Below are 22,818 nucleotides of genomic sequence, written 5' to 3' on the forward strand. Positions count from 1 at the left end.
CCGCGATCTCCAACGCCGGGTTCGGCCATTCGATTTGGCCCTGTGACCGGCAAATGGGTGAAACAGTGACGATCCAGAAAAATTGGCAAGAACTCATTCGACCGAACAAGCTGCAGGTGACGCCGGGCTCGGACGCGAGCCGGTTCGCCACCGTGGTCGCCGAACCGCTCGAGCGTGGCTTCGGCCAGACGCTCGGCAACGCGCTGCGCCGCATCCTGTTGTCCTCGCTGCAGGGCGCGGCGGTGCAGTCGGTGCATATCGACGGCGTGTTGCACGAGTTCTCCTCGATCGCCGGTGTCCGTGAAGACGTCACCGACATCGTCCTCAACATCAAGGACATCTCGATCAAGATGCAGGGCGAAGGCCCGAAGCGCATGGTCGTGAAGAAGCAGGGCCCGGGCGCCGTCACCGCCGGCGACATCCAGACCGTCGGCGATGTCACGGTGCTCAACCCCGACCTGCAGCTCTGCACGCTGGACGACGGCGCCGAGATCCGCATGGAGTTCACGGTCACGACCGGCAAGGGCTATGTCGCCGCCGAGCGCAACCGTCCCGAGGATGCTCCGATCGGCCTGATCCCGGTCGACAGCCTGTTCTCGCCGGTCCGCAAGGTGTCCTACAAGGTCGAGAACACCCGCGAGGGCCAGATCCTCGACTACGACAAGCTGACCATGACGATCGAGACCAACGGCGCGATCACGCCGGAGGACGCGGTGGCCTACGCCGCGCGCATCCTGCAGGATCAGCTCAACGTGTTCGTCAATTTCGAAGAGCCGCGCAAGGAAGTCACGCAGGAGATCATCCCCGATCTCGCGTTCAACCCGGCGTTCCTCAAGAAGGTCGACGAGCTCGAGCTGTCGGTGCGTTCGGCAAACTGCCTGAAGAACGACAACATCGTCTACATCGGCGACCTCGTGCAGAAGTCGGAAGCGGAAATGCTCCGCACCCCGAACTTCGGCCGCAAGTCGCTGAACGAGATCAAGGAAGTGCTGGCCCAGATGGGTCTGCACCTCGGCATGGAAGTGCCGGGCTGGCCGCCGGAGAACATCGACGAGCTCGCCAAGCGCTTCGAGGATCACTACTGATCCGATTCCACCGTCGTGGCCGGAAAACTTCCGGCCACGATTTTTTACGCAGCATGATCCCGGAAAAGTGCGGAGCGGTTTTCCGGCGAGGATCATGCTCAAACGAGATAGCAAAAGCGCGCTAAGGCGCTTTTGCGGGCGAACGCAGGATGCCCACCTGCAAAACTTGTCGCTGAACCACCGCGGCAGAATTGAAGAAGGAATAAGTCAATGCGTCACGGCAAGGTTCATCGGAAGCTCAACCGCACCGCCGAGCACCGGCGTGCGATGTTCGCCAACATGGCGGCCGCGTTGATCAAGCACGAGCAGATCGTCACCACGCTGCCGAAGGCCAAGGAGCTGCGGCCGATCGTCGAGAAGCTCGTCACCCTCGGCAAGAAGGGCGGCCTCGCCCTGCGCCGCCAGGCGATTTCGGAGCTGCGCGACGTCGACCAGGTCAAGAAGCTGTTCGACACGCTGGCGACCCGCTACAAGGACCGCCAGGGCGGCTACACCCGCATCATCAAGGCCGGCTTCCGCTACGGCGACAACGCGGCGATGGCCGTGATCGAGTTCGTCGACCGCGACGTCGACGCCAAGGGCCAGGACTCCGGTCCGGCGCAGGACAAGGAAGCCGAGGCGGCGTAAGCCCCGCTTCGAGCCAGGTTTTGAAAGCGGCGCCTTCGGGCGCCGTTTTTATTTGGTGGCCACGCTCCATCCCCGTCGTCCTGGCGAAAGCCAGGACCCATTACCCCAAATCTAAATTGTTGCGCGACGCTGGGGCTCAAATCCTTCTCATAATCACCTGCGGTGGTAATGGGTCCCCTGGCTTTCGCCAGGACGACGAGGTGTGTTCTGCTTCCTCACGCATCGGTGAGATGCAATTGCGGCGCTGCATGCCGCGCCCGATATGTCCGTCGACATCAATGGAGATGACAGATGAAAATCGACCTTTCCGGAAAGACTGCGCTGGTGACCGGCTCGACCGCGGGCATTGGCAATGCCATCGCAAGGGGGCTGGCCGAGACCGGCGCCGAGGTCGTCGTCAACGGCCGCGGTCAGGCCAAGGTCGATGCCGCGATTGCCGCGATCACGAAGGCAGTACCGGACGCAAAGCTCCGCGGCATTGCCGCCGACGTCTCGACCGCGGCGGGCTGCAAGGCGCTGCTCGCGGCGCTGCCGGACGTCGACATCCTCGTCAACAATGCCGGCATCTTCGAGCCGAAGCCGTTCTTCGACATTCCCGACGAGGACTGGAGCCGCTTCTACGAGGTCAATGTGATGTCGGGCGTGCGGCTGTCGCGCGGCTACATGCAGGGCATGCTGAAGCGCAACTGGGGCCGCATCGTCTTCATCTCCTCCGAGTCCGGCCTCAACATTCCGATCGAGATGATCCATTACGGCATGACCAAGACCGCGCAGCTTGCGATCGCGCGCGGGCTCGCCGAGCTGACCAAAGGCACCGCCGTGACCGTCAACTCGGTGCTGCCCGGACCGACCATGTCCGAAGGCGTCGAGACCTTCGTCAAGGATCTCGCCAAGCAGAACGGCCAATCGGTCGAGGAGGCGGCCTCCAACTTCGTCAAGCAGCACCGGCCGACCTCGCTGCTGCAGCGCTTTGCCAGCACCGAGGAGATCGCCAATCTCGTGGTCTATGTCTGCTCCAGGCAGGCATCGGCGACCAACGGCGCCGCGTTGCGCGCCGAAGGCGGCATCGTCAACACCATCGCATGAGGCCGCATGCCGGCCTATGTGATCTCCGAGGTCGAGATGCGCGACGCCGCGGCGTTCGAGGCCTATCGGACGCTGGCGGCGAACACCATCGCACAATTTGGCGGGCGCTACGTCGTGCGCGGCGGCACGGTCGAGGTGGTGGAGGGCGGTCCACCACCGAACGCGATCGTCATCGTCGAATTTCCGACCATGGCGCGCCTGCGCGAATGGTATGCGTCACCGGAATATGCCGAAGCGTTGAAGCTTCGCGCAACCGCGCTGGAGCGACGCCTGCTGTTCGTCGAGGGCGTGCCGGCGATCTAGAGCTTTTCCCGTTCCGATGGAATCGGAACGGGGCTCTAGATTCTTGTTTTGACGCGTTTTCTTCACGCGAACCGGTATCCACTTCGCTCGAAAACGCTCTAGCTATCCCTTCGCGCCGTCCAGGAATTCGCTGAAGCCTGCGGGACGGTAGGGACCGAAGCAAACCTGCTCCAGCACGCCAATTCCGGTCTGGCCGCCCTGGCGGGCGCGGACCACCTGCTGGACGTGCACATTCTCGCGGGCCAGCGGGTCGAGCGTCGATGGATCGAACGACTCGCCGCCGATCTCGAGCTCGCCCTTCCACATGCCCTGGCCCCACTGCGGATGGCCGTAGCCGAGCCCCTTCATCTGGAATTTGAGGATCGGGTCGAGCGCGATGGTCGTGGTGTGGCCGTCGATATCGACGAGGTCGATTTCAGCCGACTGCGCGAGCCGGGTGTGCGGCACGTATTTGACGCGATGCTGCGCGGTCGCCATGCGGCGGTCGAGGCCGTCGACCACGCCGGGAATCTCGGCCTCGCATCGGTAGAGCGGCGCGGTGATGCCCTCGCGGACCAGCGCCTCGCCCTGCGTCCCGTCGAAGAAGATCGTGTGCGAGATGTGGTCGTCCCAGACCAGCGGCGCCCAGAGGAAGAACACGCTCGGCGGCGGCATCGGCGCGCCTCCGACGTCGCGTTCGCCGACATTGCGCACGCCCCAGGAGCGATCCTTGGTGCCGTAGCAGGTGCGATCGTCGACCTTGATCCCGCCGTCGGGGTGGCTGATGACGCCGCTCCAGCGGCCGAACTGGTCGAACCGGGTCGAATCCATCGCGCGGCGGTCGCCCGACCAAAGCGTCTGGCGCGCTTCCTGGATCGCGGCGGTGCGCGCGGAGAAGGTCAGGTCGCAGGCGAGGCCCGTCGCATTGTCGTCGAGCACGACCCGGGTCCGCAGCATCGGCTCGAGCACTTCGAGCCTGAACGGACCGACCTGCATCTCGGTGCGCTCGAGCGGGGCGCGCCGCGAACCGTAAAAGCAGTGCTGCCGTCCGCCGCGCTCCACGACGCTGAAGGCGCAATCGAGGATCTTGCGGTGCGGGTAGATCGCAATGCCGATCCCGAAATAATACGCGCCGTCGGCGGTGTAGCCGTTGAACCAGGTCCGGTCATAGACATTGCGGTCGCTGGTCGAGGGAACCGCGATCGGCTCCGGCGTCTGGTGGATGGGGAAGTCGTCCAGTTTGTTGAGCACGCCGATCCCTTTCGATGTCCTGACGGGTTGTATCCACTTCGCTCGAAAGCGCGTCAGTCCTGCCAGTATGAAAAGCTGTCGTGGTCCAGCGCTTGCGCGCAGGCGCCGCGGGTCATTTTCAGGAACAGCGCGTCGCCTCGCTCGGAGCGCTGGACGCTGAGCGCGGAGACGACGCCCATCATGATGCCGTGCAGCGTGTAGCGCCGGTAATCCCGCCAGCAACGATCCCAGTCATAGTCCCGCACGCCGCGCCGGATCAGTTCCGAATGATAGAACCGCACCAGGTCGGCTTCATGAAGCCGCCGTTCGATCGGGTCGATGCCGGCCGAGAGGAAATAGGCGACGTCGACGATTGCCGGGCCCACTGTCAGCGTCTGCCAGTCCAGCGTCGCCATCGGATGGGTATTGCCGCGGACGTCGAACAGCATGTTGTCGAGCCGGAAATCTGCGTGCTGGAGCGTTCGCGGCGCCGATCGATCGGACTGGTAGCGCAATAGCGCGTCCGGAAGCCGGTCGATCAGATCAAGGAATTCCGGCTCGATCACGCCGCGATATCGCTCCTTGTAGTGACCGATGATGCCGGGCAGCACCGAGCGAAGGTCTCTGCGCCGGCTTGCGGCCATCACGAAGCATTGCACCGCATCGAGGCTCGGGTCATTCCATCGCGGCGCATGCAACGCCGCGGCCTCGGTCATGGCGATCTGGCTGTCGGCGATCGAGCATCCGGCGAGCTGATCGCCCGGACGTGCGGGCGCGAGGTCCTCCAGGATCAGGGTGAAGTCGTCGGTCGCCGGATCGATTTCGGCAAGAATCGGCCGCGGGGTGTGAATGGCGACGGTCGCCGCCAGTTCGCGATAGAACGCGACCTCGCGGACGTAAAGCGTGTGCGCGGAACCGGAGCGGCGGCTGTCGGGATCTGCGGCCGGGAATTTGCCGACGACGCTCAAAGGAGCGTTCGGCTCGTCGCCGTCATAGGTCAGACGAAATCGATAGCTGTCGCCGACGAGGCCATTGCCGACCGGCTTGCAGGCGAGATCGACGACCCTGACCTGGTCGATCACACCGGCTTCGCGCAGCGCCCGCGTCATCCACTCCGGATCGATCCGCGACGGATCGGCCGTGAGCAAACTCATCGGTTTCCTCCCATGCCCGTGGGCGTCACCACCGCTCCGGCCGCGTCCTGCGCGGCCGGATTGAGGACGGGGTGATCGTTGCGCAAATCATACAGGCGCTGGCGGCTTTGGCAAAAACCACCCGCCGGCCTGTGGGGATATCATGCCCGGGATGTTGCCCGGGCATGAGGAAGCGGACGTGAGGAGCCTTACCAGCCCTCGAGCACGATCTTGCCGCGTGACTTGCCGCTTTCCAGCAGAGCGTGGGCGCGCTTGAGGTTGGCGGCGTTGATGGTACCGAAGGTCTGGTCGAGCGTGCTGCGCAGCACGCCCTTGTCGATCAGGTCGGCGACATCGTTGAGCAGATGGTGCTGCGCGATCATGTCGGGTGTCTGGAACGAGGAGCGCGTGAACATCGATTCCCAGTGCACCGAGACCGCCTTGCCCTTGAACGCGGCGACGTTGAATTCCGGCGGATCGTCGATCAGGCCGAACTTGCCCTGCGGCGCGATGAAGTCGGCGATCGACTTGTAGTGCTGGTCGGTGAAGGTGAGGCTGGCGACGAGGCCGACCGGCGGCAGCCTCAAGCTCTCGATCTGCTCCTTCATCGGCTGCGAGTGGTCGATCACCGCATGGGCGCCGAGATCGCGGCACCACTTTTGCGACTCCGGCCGCGTTGCTGTCGCAACCACGGTCAGTCCGGTGAGGCGGCGCGCAAGCTGGATCAGGATCGAGCCGACACCGCCGGCGCCGCCGATGATCAGAAGCGTGCGCGGATCGAGGCTCTTGCCCGGCACCGCGCCGAGCCGGTCGAACAGCAGCTCCCACGCGGTGATCGAGGTCAGGGGCAGGGCGGCGGCCTGCGCGAAGGACAGCGACGCCGGCTTGTTGCCGACGATGCGTTCATCGACCAGATGAAATTCCGAATTGGTGCCCTGGCGTAGGATCGAGCCCGCGTAAAACACCTCGTCGCCGGGCTTGAAGAGCGAGACGTCGGGCCCGACCGCGTCGACCACGCCGGCCGCGTCGAAGCCGAGGATCTTGTATCCGCCGTCGGTCGGCGCCGCGCGCTTGCGCACCTTGTAGTCGACCGGATTGGCCGAGATGGCCTTCACCGCGACGCGGATGTCGCGCCCCTTCGGCTCGGGCTTGGCGATCTCGAAATCGACGAGCGAATCCGCCGCCTCGATCGGCAGCGATTTTTGGTATCCGACGGCCTTCATGCCTGGTCTCCGTGGTGGGCGATTGCCTGCCGATTAACTGTCGCGCTGGCGTCCATTTGGCAAGTACTGTAAAAACAGGGAACTAGTCCCTGTTTGTATACTATTGGGAAAATACTGCATGAAACGGAAGAATTTCGCGCGCCGGCCGGGCTGCGCGGTCGAGGCGGCGCTCGACCTGATCGACGGCAAATGGAAGGGCGTGATCCTGTATCATTTGCAGGCCGGCACCCAGCGCTTCGGCGAGTTGCGGCGGCGCATGCCCGGCATCACCCAGCGCATGCTGACCAAGCAGCTGCGTGCGCTCGAGGACGATGGCCTCGTGATCCGCAAGGTCTATGCCGAAGTGCCGCCGCGGGTCGAATACACGCTTTCCGAACTCGGCGAGAGCCTGCGCCCGGTGATCGGTATTCTGAAAGCCTGGGGCGAGGGCCATCAGGAGCGGCTGTCCTGCGCGCCGGCGCCGGAGGTCATTGTGAAGAAGTCGAAGCGCGCGGCCTGAAAGCATGTTCGCGCGACGCGCTCCGCTTCACCTCGCCCTGCGTGCGGGGAGAGGCATAGGCCGCCTACGGCGGCCGTTCTCAAGAACGCCGAAGCGGTGCTTCGGCTATGACGCATCGTCAGATGCGTTCCGGGTGAGGGGGAGCCTCAGCAAGCGCAGCTGCTGCCGAATACGCGGAGAGGGCCCCTCACCCCAACCTTCTCCCCGTAAGAACGGGGAGAGGGAGCGCGGCGCCGTCCTGGTCAATATTCGACCGATCTCATTCAGCTAGAAACGCGTGAACCAAACGCTCGATGAAAACGGCCGGAGCGATGCCCCGGCCGTCTATGAGTTGGTCTCAGCTCCGATCAGATCAGAACGCAACCTGCGTACGCAGCGCGACCGCGTCGAACTTCGAGCCGACGTCCGCAGCCGAGGTCGCCGAGGCCTGCTTGGCGATATCGCCGTGCAGATAGTTCAGCATGAAGCGGACGTTGTTGTTGACGTACCAGTTCAGCGCGGCGGTGTAGACGGTCTGCCGTCCACCCGCGATGCCGACCGCCTGCGCGATCTGATCGTTGAGGTCCATCGTGCTGACGCGGCCGGCGATTTCCCAGGCGCCCCAGCCGCCGCCCGCGAGCGAGAACGGATCATGCGGCTTGATCCCGCTATAGGAGGCCGTCGCCGGGTTGTAGGCGTGGCTCTCGCCGGTCAGCACATAGCCGACCTGCGCGTAACCGCCGTCGAACTTCAGGCTCGGCGCGCCGAACGGCGGCAGTCCGGTGTTCGCGGAGCGATCGACATTGAACCAGTAATATTCGCCCTGCGCGATGAACGGGCCATAGGTCGCCGCCGCCTCGACGCCGTAGACCTGCGCGCCGGAGACATTGGCGATCGCACCGGTCGAGATCAGCGTGGTCGGATCGATGCGCAGCTCGGGCCGGTCGCTGAGCGTGAGCGTCTGCGCCTGCGTGAGCTGGTTGCGCGGCGGCTGCACCAGCCATTCCGCATCGGCGCCAATGTGCACCGAATAATTCTTGCCGCTGATCGGATTGCCGGCGACGCGGATGACCCCGCCATACTGCTCGGACGTGCCGGCCGGCGAGGCGGAGGACGCGGAGTGGATGGCGCCCGACGTCGGTCCGGTGACATAGCCGCCGATCCAGAACTGGTCGTTCCACCAGCGGGTGCCGGCGGCCGAACGGAAGTCACCGGCGGCGATGTTCTGTGCGATGATGCCGACCGAGGCGCGCTCCATGAACAGGATGTCGTTGGAGCTGGTCGCTTCGTCGAGTGTCCACGGCACGTCCATGATGCCGCCTTCGATCGCCATCTTGCCGCCGAACGGCTTGAAGCCGGTGTAGCTCAGATACGCGTTCTCGATGCCCGAGGTGCCGCCGCCGGGCAGCGATCCCGGCGCCGCGCCGCCGAAGCCGTCGGACGAGCCGCCGAAATCGTAGATCAGTGAGTAATTCCAGTCACCGAAGAACTTGCCGACGATGCCGATGCGCGCGCGGCGGACGTTCTCGCCGCTGTCGAGCTTCTGCGGTGAGGTGCCTGCGGTGTTCGGGCGATAGTCGTAGCCGCCGACATCCCAGTGCACGCGGCTCGTGATCGCAACGCAGTTCTGTTCGTCCGCGGTGCAGATCGTCGGCCGGTTGTTCGGCATCGTCACCACGACGCCGGACGGCGCGACCGGGCCCTTCACCGGGATCGCGGCGTTGGCGGTCGCCACCCGCGCGGCCTTGGCATCCGCCGCCTTCGCATTGGCGTTTGCGCTGGCTGCGCTTGCAGTATTGGCGTTGGTCTGCTTCTGCAGTTTGTCGAGCTTCTGCTCGAGCATCTTCAGCTGCTGCTTCAGCAGCGCGATCTCCGCATCGCTGCCGCCTCCGGCCGATTGCGAATAGGCCGGCGAGGCGGCAAGCGCCCCTGCCAGGCCTATGGCGATTGCACTGACTTTTGTTGCACCCATTGTGCACCCCTGTTGTGTTTGAATTCCCCACTCACTCACTGAACGGTCCTAGGAGCGTATCGTGACTGACGCACGACAGTGCTTCCGGGCATCGCAGTTCCGCTTGTGGTCCGCAGGCAACAAGCGGAGCGGCGCAGTGAGATGACAGCTATCATAGAAGCTTGGCGGCGCGCTTCAACGCGGCCGCTGCGGGTTGTGCACCGGTACGGCGGGGGGCCAGTTATCCGGCCGGGCGCCCTTCAATTGCCCGGCGAACACGCCTATATTCCGGCGTTTCCACGAGAGGTGAGAATGCTCCGACCTGTCCGCTTTGCTGCCGTATCCGCTCTGTGCACGTTGGCCTTCATGGGGAATCTTTCCGCAGCCGCGGCCCAGGACCGCCGCGTGCCGTCCTCGCAGGCCGAGCTGCAATTGTCCTATGCGCCGATCGTGCAGCGGGTGCAGCCGGCGGTGGTCAATGTTTACGCCGCCAAGACCGTGCAAAACCGCAATCCATTTCTGGATGACCCGATTTTTCGCCGCTTCTTCGGCGTGCCGGGACAGCAGCCCGAGCAGATGCAGCGCTCGCTGGGCTCCGGCGTGATGGTCGACGGCTCCGGCCTCGTAGTCACAAACAATCACGTGATCGAGGGCGCCGATCAGGTGAAGGTCTCGCTCGCCGACAAGCGCGAATACGAGGCCGAGATCGTGCTGAAGGACAGCCGTACCGACCTCGCGGTGCTGCGCCTGAAGGACACCAACAAGGAGAAGTTCGCGACCCTCGACTTCGCCAATTCCGACCAACTGCAGGTCGGTGACGTCGTGCTCGCGATCGGCAATCCGTTCGGCGTCGGCCAGACCGTGACGCACGGCATCATCTCGGCCCTGGCGCGCACTCAAGTCGGGATCACGGATTATCAATTCTTCATTCAGACCGACGCCGCGATCAATCCCGGCAATTCCGGCGGCGCGCTGGTCGACATGACCGGCCGGCTCGCCGGCATCAACACTGCGATCTTCTCGCGCTCCGGCGGCTCGCAGGGCATCGGCTTTGCGATCCCCGCCAACATGGTGCGCGTCGTGGTGGCCTCCGCCAAGAGCGGCGGCAAGAATGTGAAGCGGCCATGGCTCGGCGCGCGGCTGCAGGCGGTGACGCCGGAGATTGCCGAGACGCTCGGGCTGAAGCTGCCGTCTGGCGCGCTGGTCGCCAACGTCGCGCCGAACAGCCCGGCGGCGAAGGCCGGACTGAAGCTCTCCGACCTGATCGTCGGGATCGACGGCACGCCGATCGACGATCCCAACGCGTTCGACTACCGCTTCGCGACCCGTCCGCTCGGCGGCAACGCGGAGATCGAGGTGCAGCGCGCCGGCAAGCCGGTGAAGCTCACCATACCGCTGGAGACCGCGCCCGACACCAACCGCGACGAGATCGTGCTGACCGCGCGCTCGCCGTTCCAGGGCGCGAGGGTCGCCAACATCTCGCCGGCGCTGGCCGACGAACTGCATCTCGACGCCGGTGCCGAGGGCGTGGTGGTGACTGATCTCGCCGGTGACGGCACCGCGGCCAATGTCGGCTTCCAGAAGGGTGACATCATCCTCGCGGTCAACAACGAGAAGATCGTGCGGACCAGCGACCTCGAGAAGGCATCGAAGACGGGGACGCGGGTCTGGCGCATCACGCTGGTGCGCGGCGGCCAGCAGATCAACGTGACGCTCGGCGGATGAGCCCCAAGCAACCGCGAGAGGCCGGCAACCTCTTTGCTGCGGCGGGGATGGAGCAGGACGCGCCGCACCCGCTGCCGGACCGGCTGCGTCCGCGCACGCTGGCCGATGTCGTCGGCCAGGATCACATCCTCGGCCCTGACGGCGCGCTGACGCGGATGCTGGAAACGCGCACGCTGGGCTCGCTGGTGTTCTGGGGGCCGCCCGGCACCGGCAAGACCACGGTGGCGCGGCTTCTGGCCGACGCCACCGAGCTGCATTTCGAGCAGATCTCCGCGGTGTTCTCCGGCGTCGCCGATCTCAAGAAGGCGTTCGATGCCGCGCGTGCACGCCGCGAGACCGGCAAGGGCACGCTCCTGTTCGTCGACGAGGTGCATCGTTTCAACCGCGCGCAGCAGGATTCCTTCCTGCCCGTGATGGAGGACGGCACGGTGGTGCTGGTCGGCGCCACCACGGAGAACCCGTCCTTCGAGCTCAACGCGGCGTTGCTGTCGCGCGCCCGCGTGCTGGTGTTTCACTCGCTCGATACGGCGGCGATCGAGAAACTGTTCGCCAATGCCGAGAAGATCGAGGGCAAGCCGCTGCCGCTCGATGCCGAAGCCCGCGCCGTGCTGGTGCGGATGGCCGATGGCGATGGCCGCGCCTCGCTGACATTGGCCGAAGAGGTCTGGCGCGCCGCCCGCAAGGGCGAGGTGTTCAACGCCGAGCAGTTGCAGGCCATCCTGCAACGCCGGGCGCCGATCTACGACAAATCGGCCGACGGCCATTACAATCTGATCTCGGCGCTGCACAAGTCAGTGCGCGGCTCCGATCCGGATGCGGCGCTGTATTATCTGGCGCGCATGTTCGATGCCGGCGAGGATCCGCTGTTCCTGGCGCGGCGCGTGGTGCGCATGGCGGTCGAGGACATCGGCCTTGCCGATCCGCAGGCGCTGGCGGTCTGCAACGCCGCCAAGGATGCTTACGACTTCCTCGGCTCGCCGGAGGGTGAGCTCGCGATCGCGCAGGCCGTGGTCTATCTCGCCACCGCGCCGAAATCGAACGCGGTCTACACCGCGTTCGGCGCGGCGATGCAGACCGCGAAGCAGGGCGGCTCGCTGCTGCCGCCCAAGCACATTTTGAATTCGCCGACCAAGCTGATGAAGTCGGAGGGCTACGGCTCCGGCTATCAATATGATCACGACATGCCGGACGCATTCTCCGGCCAGGACTATTTCCCGGAAGCGCTGGGCCGCCAGACCTTCTACGATCCGCCCGACCGCGGCTTCGAACGCGAGATCCGCAAGCGGCTGGATTACTGGCAGCGGCTGCGCAAGGAACGGGGCGGGAGCTAGAGCAAGACGAGATTGGGCCGCGGCCGCGAATAACGCACGTTCCCGTTTCCACCTGCGGCGTGGAAGCGTCAGTTGCGGAGGCTCGCCAATGCCATATGCAACACCTTCAGGCGAGGAATACTTACGTAACTTCGGAATATTAGAAATATATTCCTGATTTGCCCGACGTGTCAAGTTGCTTGGTGCCAGTTGCTTGGTGCCACGCCGATCGCCGCCGGCTCCTTTGCATTTGTTTTCGATATTTTGCCAGCGCCCGCTGCGACGGCCCATAACCTCATATTGCGCTGGCGCGTCACTTGACGCTCTTCACGAACTCCAAAATCTCGTCCGTCAGCCGCGTGTCCGGCGTGTTGATCGCATAGACCTCCGACATGTGGCTGTGCTGCGGCAGCATGAAGCTGCGGGCGCAGCCGCTCGGCCGCTTGCAGTTGGCCTGCTTCATGAGCTCGAACTGCTCGACGAAGCGCGGCGGATCGAGCTCCGCCGCCGTGATCAGGAACGGGATTGGGCTCGCGACCAGCCCTTGCAGCGAGGAGCGTTCGGCATAGCGCGAGGGGTCGGAGCCGTAATAGGCGAGCTCGGCGTCGCCGGCCGGCGAGGCCGTCAGATCATAGATGCCCGACACCATGATCGCGCCGGCAAGTCCGCCGCCCTTCACCTTGTGGAATTCGCCATGGGAGACATAGCTCGCGACATGGATCGCGCCGGCCGATTGGCCCATCAGGAAGATGCGCCTCGGCTCGCCGCCGCGGGAGGCGATGTTTTCCGCAACCCACTGCACGATCGCACCCATGTCCTCCGGGCCTGCCGGCCACGGAAAGGCCGGCGCGAGGCGATAGGTGGCATTGACGCCAACGAAGCCGTTCTTGACCGCCCACAGCATGATGTTGTCGTAGAACGGGCTGCCGGGCGCGCGCTTGTTGCCCGCGACGAAGCCCCCGCCATGGATGTAGATCAGCACGGGTCGTGCGGGCGCCGCCGTCTCCGGCGTGAACACGTCGAGCAGATGCCGGTCGGCGGGGCCGTATTTGAGGTCGCGCTCGACCTTGACGCCCTGATAGGGCTCCTTCTGTTGCAGCGGCGCGTAGAGTGCAGCGGTCTTGGGCGGGTCGATGACGCGGCCGAGTTCCAGGAGCTTCCAGGCCAGATCTTCCGGCATCGCGGCTTCGGGCATCGGACTTTGCTGGGCGAGCGCAGGGTCCGTGAGCATCAGGGCCGCCGCCAAAGCCGATATCGCCAGTCTCATTCCAGGGCCCCCGTCGATTGTCGTATGCGGCCGAACATGGCCGATGTTGCACCGGATTCACACCGATTTCGCCGTGACGATTCGCGGCATTTGCGCTAGGCACAATGCAGGTCTGGAGCCGAAAAATCACCATGAGCCGCCGCATCAAGAGAACTACATCGCCGGGCGACCGCGCCAAAGGGCGCGACAAGGGCCGCGACCGGGACCGCGCCGGCGATCGCGGCAAGGATCGTGGTAAGGATCGTGGCAAGAGCGGATCGGCGCAGCGCACCCGCAAACCGGACGATCGCAAGTTCGGTGAGCGCAAGTCTGGAGAGCGTCCGTTCGCGCATCGTGCGGCCGGAAAGCCGCCGCGCTTTGCCGAGTCGCGTCGCGACCGGCAGGAGCGGGCTGAGCCCGCCGCTACGAAGCCCGCGGCCGAGCAGCCGCTGCCGACCAAGGTACAGACCGTCGTCGTCACCGCCGACGAGAACGGCATGCGCGTCGACCGTTTCCTCGAGGCACGCTTTCCCGGCCTGTCGTTCTCCCACATCCAGCGCATCGTCCGGAAGGGCGAACTCAGGGTCAACGGCAAGCGCGCCGATTCCAAGGACCGGCTGGAGGAGGGCCAGAGCGTGCGCATCCCGCCGTTGCGGCTCGATACGCCGAAGACATCAGGCACGCTCTCCGAGGCCGAGGCGAAGACGCTGCAGGCGCTGAAGGACATGACGCTGTACGAGGACGACGACGTGCTGGTGCTGAACAAGCCGTCCGGTCTCGCCGTGCAGGGCGGCTCCGGCATGACGCGCCATGTCGACCAGATGCTCGAGGTGATGCGCGACGCCAAGGGGCAGAAGCCGCGGCTGGTGCATCGGCTCGACCGGGAGACCTCCGGCTGCCTTCTGGTCGCCAAGACGCGTTTCGCTGCCACGCACCTCACCGGCGCATTCCGCCATCGCTCCGCGCGCAAGATCTACTGGGCGCTGGTCGCCGGCGTGCCGAAGCCGAAGCAGGGCCGCATCTCGACCTATCTCGCCAAGGAGGAGAGCGAGGAGGACAGCATCATGCGGATCGCCGAGCATGGTGACGAGGGCGCGAGCCACGCCGTGACCTATTATGCCGTGGTCGAGACCTCGGCGACCAAGCTCGCCTGGGTCTCGCTCAAGCCGGTGACCGGCCGCACCCATCAATTGCGCGCCCACATGGCGCATATCGATCATGCCATCGTCGGTGATCCGAAATATTTCAACAAGGAGAACTGGCAGCTGCCCGGCGGCTTGCAGAACCGGCTGCATCTGCTCGCCCGCCGTATCGTGATTCCGCACCCGAGGGGCGGCGTGATCGATGCCACCGCGCCGCTGCCGCCGCACATGCTGCAATCCTGGAATCTGCTCGGGCTCGAGGCCGATCGGTTCGACCCGATAGAGAACGCGCCGGAGGAGTGACGGACGGGGCGCGGCCTCCAATATCCGTCGCGGACAGCAACAACGATCAAACGGCTCCGCGCTTTGCGGCTATCTTCGCGCGCCGGCTTTTTGCCGGCCTGCAACGGAGACTCTCCATGATCGGCACCTGGCTGCGCGTCATGCTTTTCCTGATCAGCTCAGCTGTCGCCGCGGTGACGGCACAGGCCGAGACCATCGTGCTCCGCGGCGGCACGCTCTACGCATCGGCCGATGCGCAAGCGCTGCCGGATGCGGTGATCGTGGTGACCGACGGCGTCATCAGCGCGGTCGGCAAGTCCGGCGACATCCAGGTGCCGCCGGATGCCCGCGTGATCGATTGCAGCGGCAAGACCATCGTCGCCGGCTTCTGGAACAGCCATGTCCATTTCACGCAGAAAGTCTGGCGCAACGCCGGCGCAGCGCCGGCCGCGGCGCTGACGCAGCACATGCAGGAGATGCTGACGCGCTGGGGTTTTACCACGGTCTGGGATCTCGGCTCCGATCCGAGCGACACGTTGCCGCTGCGCAAGCGCATCGTCGTGGGCGAAGTCGCCGGCCCCAACATCCTGCTCGCCGGCAACATCTTCCCGAAGGGCGGGCACCCCGTCTACATCCCGCGTGAAGTGCAGCTTCCTGAAGTCGCAACGCCGGAGGAAGCCACGAAATGGGCACGCGACTGGCTCGGCATGGGTGAGGACGGCATCAAGCTGTTCACCGGGGCGTTCATGGGCGACAAGCCCGTTGTCAACATGGACCCTGCAATCGCCAAAGCGGCTGTCGACGTCGCGCATGCGCAGGGCAGGCCGGTGTTCGCACATCCGCAGAACAAGGTCGGCGTCGAAACGGTGATCGAGTCCGGCGTCGACGTGCTCGCGCACACCACGCCCGGCGAACCCAGCTACACCGCGGATCAGCTGGCGCGTTTCAAGGCACAGGGGACTGCGCTCGTTCCCACACTGTCGCTGTTCACCACCGTGGTGCTCGATCCGAACGTCACCAACCGTCTGGTGGCCTCGACCGTCAACCAGCTCAAGCAGTTTTCCGAGAATGGCGGCACGGTACTGTTCGGCACCGATGTCGGTTTCACCACGCTGTACGACACCACGCAGGAATTTCAGCTGATGCACCGCGTGTTGTCGGAGCGGCAGGTGCTGGCCACGCTGACGACCAATCCGGCGCGGTTCTTCAAGGCCGCGAAGAAGGGACGGGTGGAGCAGGGCTTCGACGCCGATCTCGTGGTGCTCGACGGCGATCCGCTCGGCGACGTCGGCAATCTTGTGAAAGTGAGCAGCACGATCCGTGCCGGTCACGTGATCTACCAGAAACCGTGACGAGGGCGGGGAACTCGCATCTCGGGGACAGTATTGACGCTTGGTGCGTTCACTTGAACCGTTGCTGCCGCGTCACGACATATAGGCTATGAAGCGATCCCTGATTGTTGCCGGCATTCTGCTCTGGGCCATGGGTCTGGCAAGCGCGCAAATCCTTGCGCCCGGCCGCTCGACGTGGGATCCGCCGGTCCCCCAACCCCCGCCGCCGCCGCGGATCGAGGTGCCCGCCATCCCCAGGATGGACGCGCCGACGCAGCCGAGCCTGCGTTCGCGGCCGCGCAGCTCGTTCGGCGACCGCGTCAGCCGGTGCCTCGACGAGGCCGCCGCCGCCGGCCTGAACCAGGCCGAGCGTGCCGCCTATTCGCGATCCTGCGCCAACCACCGGGATTAGGGCAGGGCGTGGTCTGCTAGACAAGCCTTGCTGACGCATGGACGGAATTGTCGTCGCGCCGGCGCGAGTACGAACAGGCAAGCGGCATCGGCCGGCGGAGCCGCGGCGATCCGGTTCAAGGCTGTCGACCGTGCGAATCTGTCTGGCTATCCAAACGGACCGCTTTGATTTCGTCTCATGATCTTGAGCGTGAGCAGGGCCGCCCCGAGCACAAGAAGCAAGACACCGACGACAGTTGTGCTTGTCGATTCGAATGTCACACCGACTGCTGTCAGCAAGCAGCCGACAACGATAGCAATAAGCCCACCAAGCTTCTTTACCAACAGAAGCTGTCCGTCGCTTGCGCGCGCCACCATGATCAACCTCACTCTGTAAGTGATGCGGTCATTCCACCGTCGCCGCGGGCCGGTGTTGCTTGGACAAGCGGCGGGCTCACATCCGCACACGATGATCGTACTCTCGCGTGCCAATGATGGAAATCGCTCGTTGCTGCCATGATGACTTCTCTTTTGATTCAATTGCGCCGCGGGCGATTGGACAATCTTGCTTACCTAGCCGCGCCGAAACGTCGCATGACTATATCGAAGGTGCATCGCGCAACGGCGCTGCGATTCCGCGATACGCAATGCGTTCAGCGCATTTGTCGTAAAGTGTTCTGGACCAACGCAAGCATTGCAAAGGCTGTGGGAGTGGATCGTTGACTCCGTGGTTTTTTGGGCGCCTACTTCTGGTTGCCGACTAGAAGACCTGAAGCAATAAGGTCGAAATCCGGAAGGACAGCCAATGCGGCCGCCTTCGATCGCGGAACAAGCGGAGCGGCCCTACATCTCGACCGGGCACTTGCCCGAACCCGAGATGGTGCAGGAGCTCGTGTCTCAAGCGCATCAGCGCTTCAAGTCGAACAGCGAAGGGACCAATTCGCAGGTTTATCCGGCCCTGGCCAGAGTGCCGAGTGAACTGTTCGGCGTCTGTGTGGCCGGTACCAGCGGGCGTGTCTACGGCGCGGGCGATGTCGAATACGAATTCTCGATCATGAGTGTATCGAAGCCATTCGTATTCGCATTGGTGTGCGAGGCCATCGGCCCTGAAGAGGCTCGTGCAAAACTGGGCGCGAACGCGACCGGGCTGCCGTTCAATTCACTGGCGGCGATCGAGCATGGAGCCGGGCGCACCAACCCCATGGTGAACGCAGGCGCGATCGCGACCACAAGCCTTGTGCCGGGCTCGAGCGCTGACGAGCAATGGCGGTTCATCCATGACGGTCTCTCGCGCTTCGCGGGCCGCAAGCTTTCGCTCAACGAGGAAGTCTACGCATCGGCATCCAAGACCAATTTTCGCAATCGAAGCATCGCGCGGTTGCTGGAGAGCTACGACCAGATCTATTGCGACGCCAGGCAGGCGACCGATCTCTACACCCGGCAGTGTTCGCTGAATGTGAGCGCCAGGGATCTCGCCGTGATGGGTGCGACGCTGGCCGACGGCGGGGTGAACCCCGTGACCCGGCAGCGGGTGGTCGATGCGGCCGTGTGCCACTATGCGTTGGCGGTCATGGTCACTGCTGGACTGTACGAGACGTCGGGCGACTGGCTGTACGACATCGGTCTGCCCGGCAAAAGCGGCATTGGTGGAGGCATCGTCGCGGTGTCTCCGGGAAAGGGTGGTTTCGGCACTTTCGGGCCGCCACTGGATGCGGCCGGCAACAGCGTGCGAGGGCAGCTCGCCGCGAAGTTCCTGTCGCAAAGACTGGGCATGGATCTGTTCGTGTCCCAACCGGACGAGTGAACAAGAGGCACTGAAGATCGGTCGAGCCGTGGCCCGATCGATCGCAACGTCGGGCAGGTTGGAGGACGCGATGGCAACGCAAGCAATCTCGATCGGCGACATTCATCAGGAAGAGCGCGCATCATGGGTGCCCATGGTCGCGATTGCGTTCGGCCAGATGATCATGTCGTTCAACGTCGCGTCGTTGCCGGTTGCGATGGGGGGAATGGTGGCCAGCTTCGGCGTGCCGCCGACCACGGTCGCGACTGGAATCGTGGCGTACTCGATGCTTGTCGCCGGGTTCGTGATGCTTGGCGCCAAGCTCGCCCAAAGGTTCGGGGCGGTGCAGGTATTTCGCGGTGCCGTCGTGCTTTTCCTGATAGCGCAGATTGCGATGACGTTCAGCCCTACGGCCTCCGTCATGATTTCCGCTCAGGCGCTTTGCGGCGCTGCGGGCGCGGTGATCGTGCCCTCGCTCGTCGCGCTGATTGCCGAGAATTATGCCGGACGCCAGCAGGCGACGGCCCTTGGCGCGTTGGGCTCGGCGCGGGCTGCCGCCGGCGTGCTGGCATTCGTCGTCGGCGGGTTGCTCGGCACCTATATCGGCTGGCGCCCCGCGTTTGGAGTTATCATCGTTGCCTCGGCGATCGCTTTCGCTCTGAGTTTCAGCCTGCGGCCGGACCGCGGTCGCGCGGATGTCCAGATCGACCTGATCGGGGTCGCTCTTGCCGCGAGCGCGATCATCTTCATCAGCTTCGGCTTCAATAATCTGAACAGTTGGGGCGTGATCCTGGCGACCCCTAACGCGCCATTCGACTTGCTGGGCGTCTCGCCGGCACCGGTCCTGATCGTGCTTGGCATAGTGCTCGGGCAGGCATTCCTGATGTGGACGCATCGCCAGCAGGCCGCGGGGAGGACGCCTTTGCTGGCGTTGGAGGTGATCGATTCGCCGGAGGAGAGGTGTGCGGTCTACGCGCTGTTCGCGGTCGTGGCGCTCGAGGCCGCGCTGAACTTCACGGTGCCGCTCTATATCCAGATCGTGCAGGGACGTTCGCCAATCGCGACGGCGATCGCGATGATGCCGTTCAATCTGACCGTCTTTCTCTCGGCGATGCTGATCGTCAATCTCTACGACAAGCTGAGGCCCCGCCAGATCGGACGCTTCGGTTTTGGGCTCTGCACCGTTGCGTTGCTGTGGCTCGCGTTCGTCGTGCGCAACGACTGGAGCGAGATTCCCGTTCTCCTTGGCCTCGTGCTGTTCGGTATCGGCCAGGGCTCGCTGGTGACACTGCTGTTCAACGTTCTGGTCACTGCTTCGCCCAAGGCGTTGGCGGGGGATGTCGGGTCTTTGCGCGGAACCACGCAGAATCTGGCGGCTGCCGTTGGCACCGCGGTGGCCGGAGCTCTTCTGGTCGGTCTTTTGAGCACGATCGCGCTCGGCAGGATTGCGGCCAGTCCGGTGCTGACCAAGGAGCTTCAGAGCCAGGTTGATCTCGGCAACATCACTTTCGTCAGCAATGATCGGCTGCGCAGCGTACTCGAAGGCACGAGCGGTACGCCACAGCAGGTCGAGGAAGCCGTCCGGGTCAACACCGAAGCTCGCCTGCGCGCTTTGAAGATCGGGTTGCTGATCATGGCCGGCCTCGCACTGCTTGCGGTCATTCCCGCGGGACGGCTGCCGAATTATCGGCCAGGCGAAATACCGGACGACGGAGCGACCGGCGAGGGCGAGCGATCGGCCTGATCGGACGTCGGGCGCCGCGGGGCAAGAAGGTCTCTGCAATAACGAGGTGCCAGATGCGCGACCGTGCCATGGCTGCCAGGGATCAAGGAGGACGACATGGCTACCTATGAGAACAGTTCCACGATGCTCCGCGGCCTGCCTGGCCCGCCTTTATGGGTCTGCGTTCTGCTGGGCCTCGTCATGATCGCCGCGGGCCTTCTTGTCCTGGGAGATGTCGTGCTTTTCACCGTGATCAGCGCCATCTTTATCGGCTGGACGGCCATCGTTGCCGGCGGGTTCGAAATCCTGCACGCCTTCTGGACCAAGGGCTGGGGTGGATTCGTGTGGCAGCTTGTGCTGGGGGTGCTCTACCTTGCCTGCGGAATCGTTCTGCTCAGCCAACCGGTGGCGAGCGCGCTGCTCCTGACCTATGCCCTCGGTCTCATGCTTTTGGTCTCCGGGATTGTGCGCATGCTGGTCGGCATCGGCCATTGGCAGCAGTCCGGCTGGATCATGCTCGCATCCGGGCTGTTTGGCGTTCTGGCCGGCCTCGTCATTCTGACGGGATTTCCGGCGACCGGACTGTGGGTGCTCGGGCTGCTGCTGGGGATCGATCTGCTGTCTCATGGCATCGGATGGCTGAGTTACGCTTTACAGCCTGCCGCCAGAGCGGCTCAATAAGCCGTCGATCCTCCAGGGAGCAGCAGAACTCTCATTAATCGTCTGAAATCAAGTCGGCTCCTCGCGAGATCAATGACGGTCTCGCGCGATGCGCCATCGGCGGAGAGTGGACATGTCAGGTTTGAGGAAGGGCGTGAGAGTTTCGGCGCTGGTTGCGTCGATTGTGATGAGCCTCATCGCCTTGCTGCCAGCGCAAGCTCAGCAGGATGGCGACGTGCTGTTTCAGAACGTGCGAATTTTCGATGGCAGGAATGGCGCGCTGTCCGGGCCGTCCAATGTGCTGATCCGGAAAAACAAGATCGAGAAAATTTCGACTGGGCCGATCGCGGCCGACGCTCAGGTGATTGCCGGCGACGGACGGGTGCTGATGCCCGGGCTGATCGACGCGCACTGGCATGCATTGCTGGTACGCCCGACGCCGGCGGCCGTGATGGCCAGCGACATCGGTTACATCAATCTTCTTGCGGCCGCCGAGGCAACGGCCACCCTCATGCGTGGCTTCACCACCATTCGCGACATGGGCGGCCCGGCCTTTTCCCTCAAGCGCGCGATCGACGAAGGTCTCGTCGTCGGTCCTCGCATCTACCCATCCGGTGCCATGATCACCATCACCGGCGGCCATGGCGACTTCCGGCCGCTGTCCGATCTGCCCAGAACAATCGGCGGCATGCTCAGCCGCATGGAGAGGATAGGCGGCGCCATGGTCGCGGACAGCCCGGATGAAGTTCGCGTGCGCGCGCGCGAGCAGCTCATGCAAGGGGCTACGCAGGTCAAGCTCACGGCGGGCGGTGGGGTGGCGTCGCCGTTCAGCCCGCTCGATGTGTCCACGTTCACTGAACCGGAGTTGCGCGCCGCGGTCGAGGCTGCGGAGAATTGGGGTACTTATGCCGTCGTACACGCCTACACGACGGTCGCGATCCAGCGATCGATCGCAGCGGGGGTCAAGTGTATCGAGCATGGTCATTTGATGGACGACGCGTCGGCCCGCCTGATGGCCGAGAAGGGAATTTGGCTGAGCACCCAGCCCTTCCTCGATATGTCGGGCGCCAGCGCCCTTGGACCTGCGGAGCAGGACAAGATGCGGCAGGTTGTTGCCGGCACCGACAGGGTCTACGGCTTTGCGAAGAAGTACAAGTTGAAGACGGCATTCGGTACCGACGTCTTGTTCTCGAAAGCGCTCGCTGACCGGCAAGGCGCCATGCTGACGACCCTCACGCGATGGTACACGCCGGCTGAAGCGCTCATCATGGCGACATCGACGAATGCCGAATTGCTCAGTCTGTCCGGGCTTCGAAATCCATATCCAGGCATGCTGGGCGTGGTGGAGGAAGGCGCGTTGGCCGACCTTCTGCTGGTCGATGGCAATCCAATCGACAACATCAAGCTGATAGAGGATCCGGCGAAGAATTTCCTGGTCATCATGAAAGATGGGAAGGTCTACAAGAATCTTCTTGGTGGTGACCGGAACAGGTAGGCGGACATAGTCACAAGGCGGGCCAAGCGGCAGCGTCAAAGCATCGGCTTGTAGCCGATATGGCTGCCGACGTGGCCGGTGGAGCAGCGATCGCCGGAAGGGCAAGGGCAGCTACTACCGCCGAAACTGCGTCAGAAACGTCCGCAAGGAATCGTGCGGGCTCTCGACATCCGAAATCACCCAGCCGTCGGGACCATTGACGACGATGAAGTTGAGCGTGACGGCGCGGCCTTCATTGTCGAATGTCACCGTCACGTCGGCCTTGTCGAACTGCCGGCGCGGGATTGCGATCGAGATCGGGCCGAGCCGCCAGGTCGGGCTCTGCACCAGAAAATCGTAGGGCGCATCGTGCAGCGCGGTCCAGGCACCGCGCAGGGTGGGATCGAAGAATCGGCGAGCCGTTTCCTCGTCGCGCGGCAGGCCGTTGGAATATTCGGCGCTGCCTCGCCCATAATGAGCGTAGACGTTGCGGATCAGGGATTCCGGCGAACGGAACCCGGCACAGGCTGTGGCGGAGGCGAAAACCACCGCAACCAGCGAAAAACCCGCAAGGAATTTGCCGCGTCCCATCAGCTTTATTTGCCGTTGCCCCTGACATATCTTGCAGGGAAATCCCTATGAACGAAAGCTACCCGG

At 64.3% G+C, this 22,818-nt stretch carries 20 protein-coding genes; 14 read left to right on the top strand and 6 right to left on the bottom strand.

Annotated features, from left to right (window positions below):
- Positions 1-53 precede the first annotated feature (53 nt).
- From J2R80_RS25325 to J2R80_RS25340, 4 genes are all read left to right on the top strand, one after another.
- Positions 54-1,085, top strand: coding sequence for a DNA-directed RNA polymerase subunit alpha (locus J2R80_RS25325; protein ID WP_035631062.1), 1,032 nt, complete (start codon positions 54-56; stop codon positions 1,083-1,085).
- Positions 1,086-1,295: 210 nt separating this feature from the next.
- Entirely contained in the window at positions 1,296-1,712 is a 417-nt protein-coding gene (gene rplQ, locus J2R80_RS25330; protein ID WP_016843769.1) for a 50S ribosomal protein L17, read from the top strand.
- A 291-nt stretch (positions 1,713-2,003) separates the two neighbouring features.
- Positions 2,004-2,798, top strand: coding sequence for an SDR family NAD(P)-dependent oxidoreductase (locus J2R80_RS25335; RefSeq protein WP_253639632.1), 795 nt, complete (start codon positions 2,004-2,006; stop codon positions 2,796-2,798).
- 6 nt (positions 2,799-2,804) lie between these two features.
- The gene (locus tag J2R80_RS25340; protein ID WP_253639633.1) at positions 2,805-3,101 is read left to right on the top strand and encodes a DUF1330 domain-containing protein; all 297 of its coding nucleotides are present in this window, start codon (positions 2,805-2,807) and stop codon (positions 3,099-3,101) included.
- A gap of 102 nt (positions 3,102-3,203) precedes the next feature.
- Here J2R80_RS25340 and J2R80_RS25345 read toward each other — a convergent pair whose 3' ends face one another.
- The 3 genes from J2R80_RS25345 to J2R80_RS25355 form a co-directional block, all read right to left on the bottom strand.
- Positions 3,204-4,331: a hypothetical protein gene (locus J2R80_RS25345; protein WP_253639634.1), complete on the bottom strand. Its 1,128-nt coding sequence runs from the start codon at positions 4,329-4,331 to the stop codon at positions 3,204-3,206.
- Between the two features lie 53 nt (positions 4,332-4,384).
- On the bottom strand, positions 4,385-5,464 hold the full coding sequence (locus tag J2R80_RS25350; protein WP_076831366.1) for a phosphotransferase: 1,080 nt from the start codon (positions 5,462-5,464) through the stop codon (positions 4,385-4,387).
- A gap of 188 nt (positions 5,465-5,652) precedes the next feature.
- Complete coding sequence (locus J2R80_RS25355; protein ID WP_141343264.1) at positions 5,653-6,666, bottom strand: zinc-binding alcohol dehydrogenase family protein; 1,014 nt, start codon at positions 6,664-6,666, stop codon at positions 5,653-5,655.
- A gap of 118 nt (positions 6,667-6,784) precedes the next feature.
- Between J2R80_RS25355 and J2R80_RS25360 the strand changes: the two genes are divergently transcribed.
- Positions 6,785-7,165, top strand: coding sequence for a helix-turn-helix domain-containing protein (locus tag J2R80_RS25360; protein WP_253639635.1), 381 nt, complete (start codon positions 6,785-6,787; stop codon positions 7,163-7,165).
- A 352-nt stretch (positions 7,166-7,517) separates the two neighbouring features.
- Here J2R80_RS25360 and J2R80_RS25365 read toward each other — a convergent pair whose 3' ends face one another.
- Positions 7,518-9,116: an OprO/OprP family phosphate-selective porin gene (locus J2R80_RS25365; RefSeq protein WP_253639636.1), complete on the bottom strand. Its 1,599-nt coding sequence runs from the start codon at positions 9,114-9,116 to the stop codon at positions 7,518-7,520.
- A gap of 345 nt (positions 9,117-9,461) precedes the next feature.
- Between J2R80_RS25365 and J2R80_RS25370 the strand changes: the two genes are divergently transcribed.
- Both J2R80_RS25370 and J2R80_RS25375 read left to right on the top strand, forming a co-directional pair.
- Positions 9,462-10,820 carry a DegQ family serine endoprotease gene (locus J2R80_RS25370; protein WP_092090135.1) on the top strand — a complete coding sequence of 453 codons (1,359 nt, stop codon included), beginning with the start codon at positions 9,462-9,464 and terminating at the stop codon, positions 10,818-10,820.
- On the top strand, positions 10,817-12,151 hold the full coding sequence (locus J2R80_RS25375; RefSeq protein ID WP_141343263.1) for a replication-associated recombination protein A: 1,335 nt from the start codon (positions 10,817-10,819) through the stop codon (positions 12,149-12,151). The genes J2R80_RS25370 and J2R80_RS25375 overlap by 4 nt, the downstream gene beginning before the upstream one ends.
- Positions 12,152-12,443: 292 nt before the next feature.
- Here the strand turns inward: J2R80_RS25375 and J2R80_RS25380 are convergent, their stop codons facing one another.
- The gene (locus J2R80_RS25380; protein ID WP_246786891.1) at positions 12,444-13,361 is read right to left on the bottom strand and encodes an alpha/beta hydrolase; all 918 of its coding nucleotides are present in this window, start codon (positions 13,359-13,361) and stop codon (positions 12,444-12,446) included.
- A gap of 167 nt (positions 13,362-13,528) precedes the next feature.
- On the opposite strand from J2R80_RS25380, the gene J2R80_RS25385 reads away from it, so the two are divergent.
- The 7 genes from J2R80_RS25385 (at position 13,529) to J2R80_RS25415 (ending at position 22,182) form a co-directional block, all read left to right on the top strand.
- Complete coding sequence (locus J2R80_RS25385) at positions 13,529-14,821, top strand: RluA family pseudouridine synthase (protein ID WP_253639637.1); 1,293 nt, start codon at positions 13,529-13,531, stop codon at positions 14,819-14,821.
- Positions 14,822-14,937: 116 nt separating this feature from the next.
- Positions 14,938-16,152: an amidohydrolase family protein gene (locus tag J2R80_RS25390; protein ID WP_253639638.1), complete on the top strand. Its 1,215-nt coding sequence runs from the start codon at positions 14,938-14,940 to the stop codon at positions 16,150-16,152.
- Positions 16,153-16,240: 88 nt separating this feature from the next.
- Complete coding sequence (locus J2R80_RS25395) at positions 16,241-16,543, top strand: hypothetical protein (RefSeq protein WP_253639639.1); 303 nt, start codon at positions 16,241-16,243, stop codon at positions 16,541-16,543.
- Positions 16,544-17,326: 783 nt separating this feature from the next.
- Positions 17,327-18,325, top strand: coding sequence for a glutaminase A (glsA, locus tag J2R80_RS25400; RefSeq protein ID WP_253639640.1), 999 nt, complete (start codon positions 17,327-17,329; stop codon positions 18,323-18,325).
- Between the two features lie 70 nt (positions 18,326-18,395).
- A complete protein-coding gene (locus J2R80_RS25405; protein WP_253639641.1) occupies positions 18,396-20,048 on the top strand; it encodes an MFS transporter in 1,653 nt (550 codons plus the stop codon).
- Between the two features lie 96 nt (positions 20,049-20,144).
- Positions 20,145-20,708, top strand: coding sequence for an HdeD family acid-resistance protein (locus J2R80_RS25410; protein ID WP_092090157.1), 564 nt, complete (start codon positions 20,145-20,147; stop codon positions 20,706-20,708).
- A gap of 166 nt (positions 20,709-20,874) precedes the next feature.
- Positions 20,875-22,182 (top strand): amidohydrolase family protein, encoded by a 1,308-nt coding sequence (locus J2R80_RS25415; RefSeq protein WP_375162661.1) that lies wholly within the window; start codon positions 20,875-20,877, stop codon positions 22,180-22,182.
- 114 nt (positions 22,183-22,296) lie between these two features.
- Here the strand turns inward: J2R80_RS25415 and J2R80_RS25420 are convergent, their stop codons facing one another.
- The gene (locus tag J2R80_RS25420) at positions 22,297-22,752 is read right to left on the bottom strand and encodes a hypothetical protein (protein WP_057015498.1); all 456 of its coding nucleotides are present in this window, start codon (positions 22,750-22,752) and stop codon (positions 22,297-22,299) included.
- Between the last annotated feature and the right edge of the window lie 66 nt (positions 22,753-22,818).

It is taken from the genome of Bradyrhizobium sp. USDA 4541 (assembly GCF_024171085.1).
GTDB lineage: Bacteria > Pseudomonadota > Alphaproteobacteria > Rhizobiales > Xanthobacteraceae > Bradyrhizobium > Bradyrhizobium australafricanum.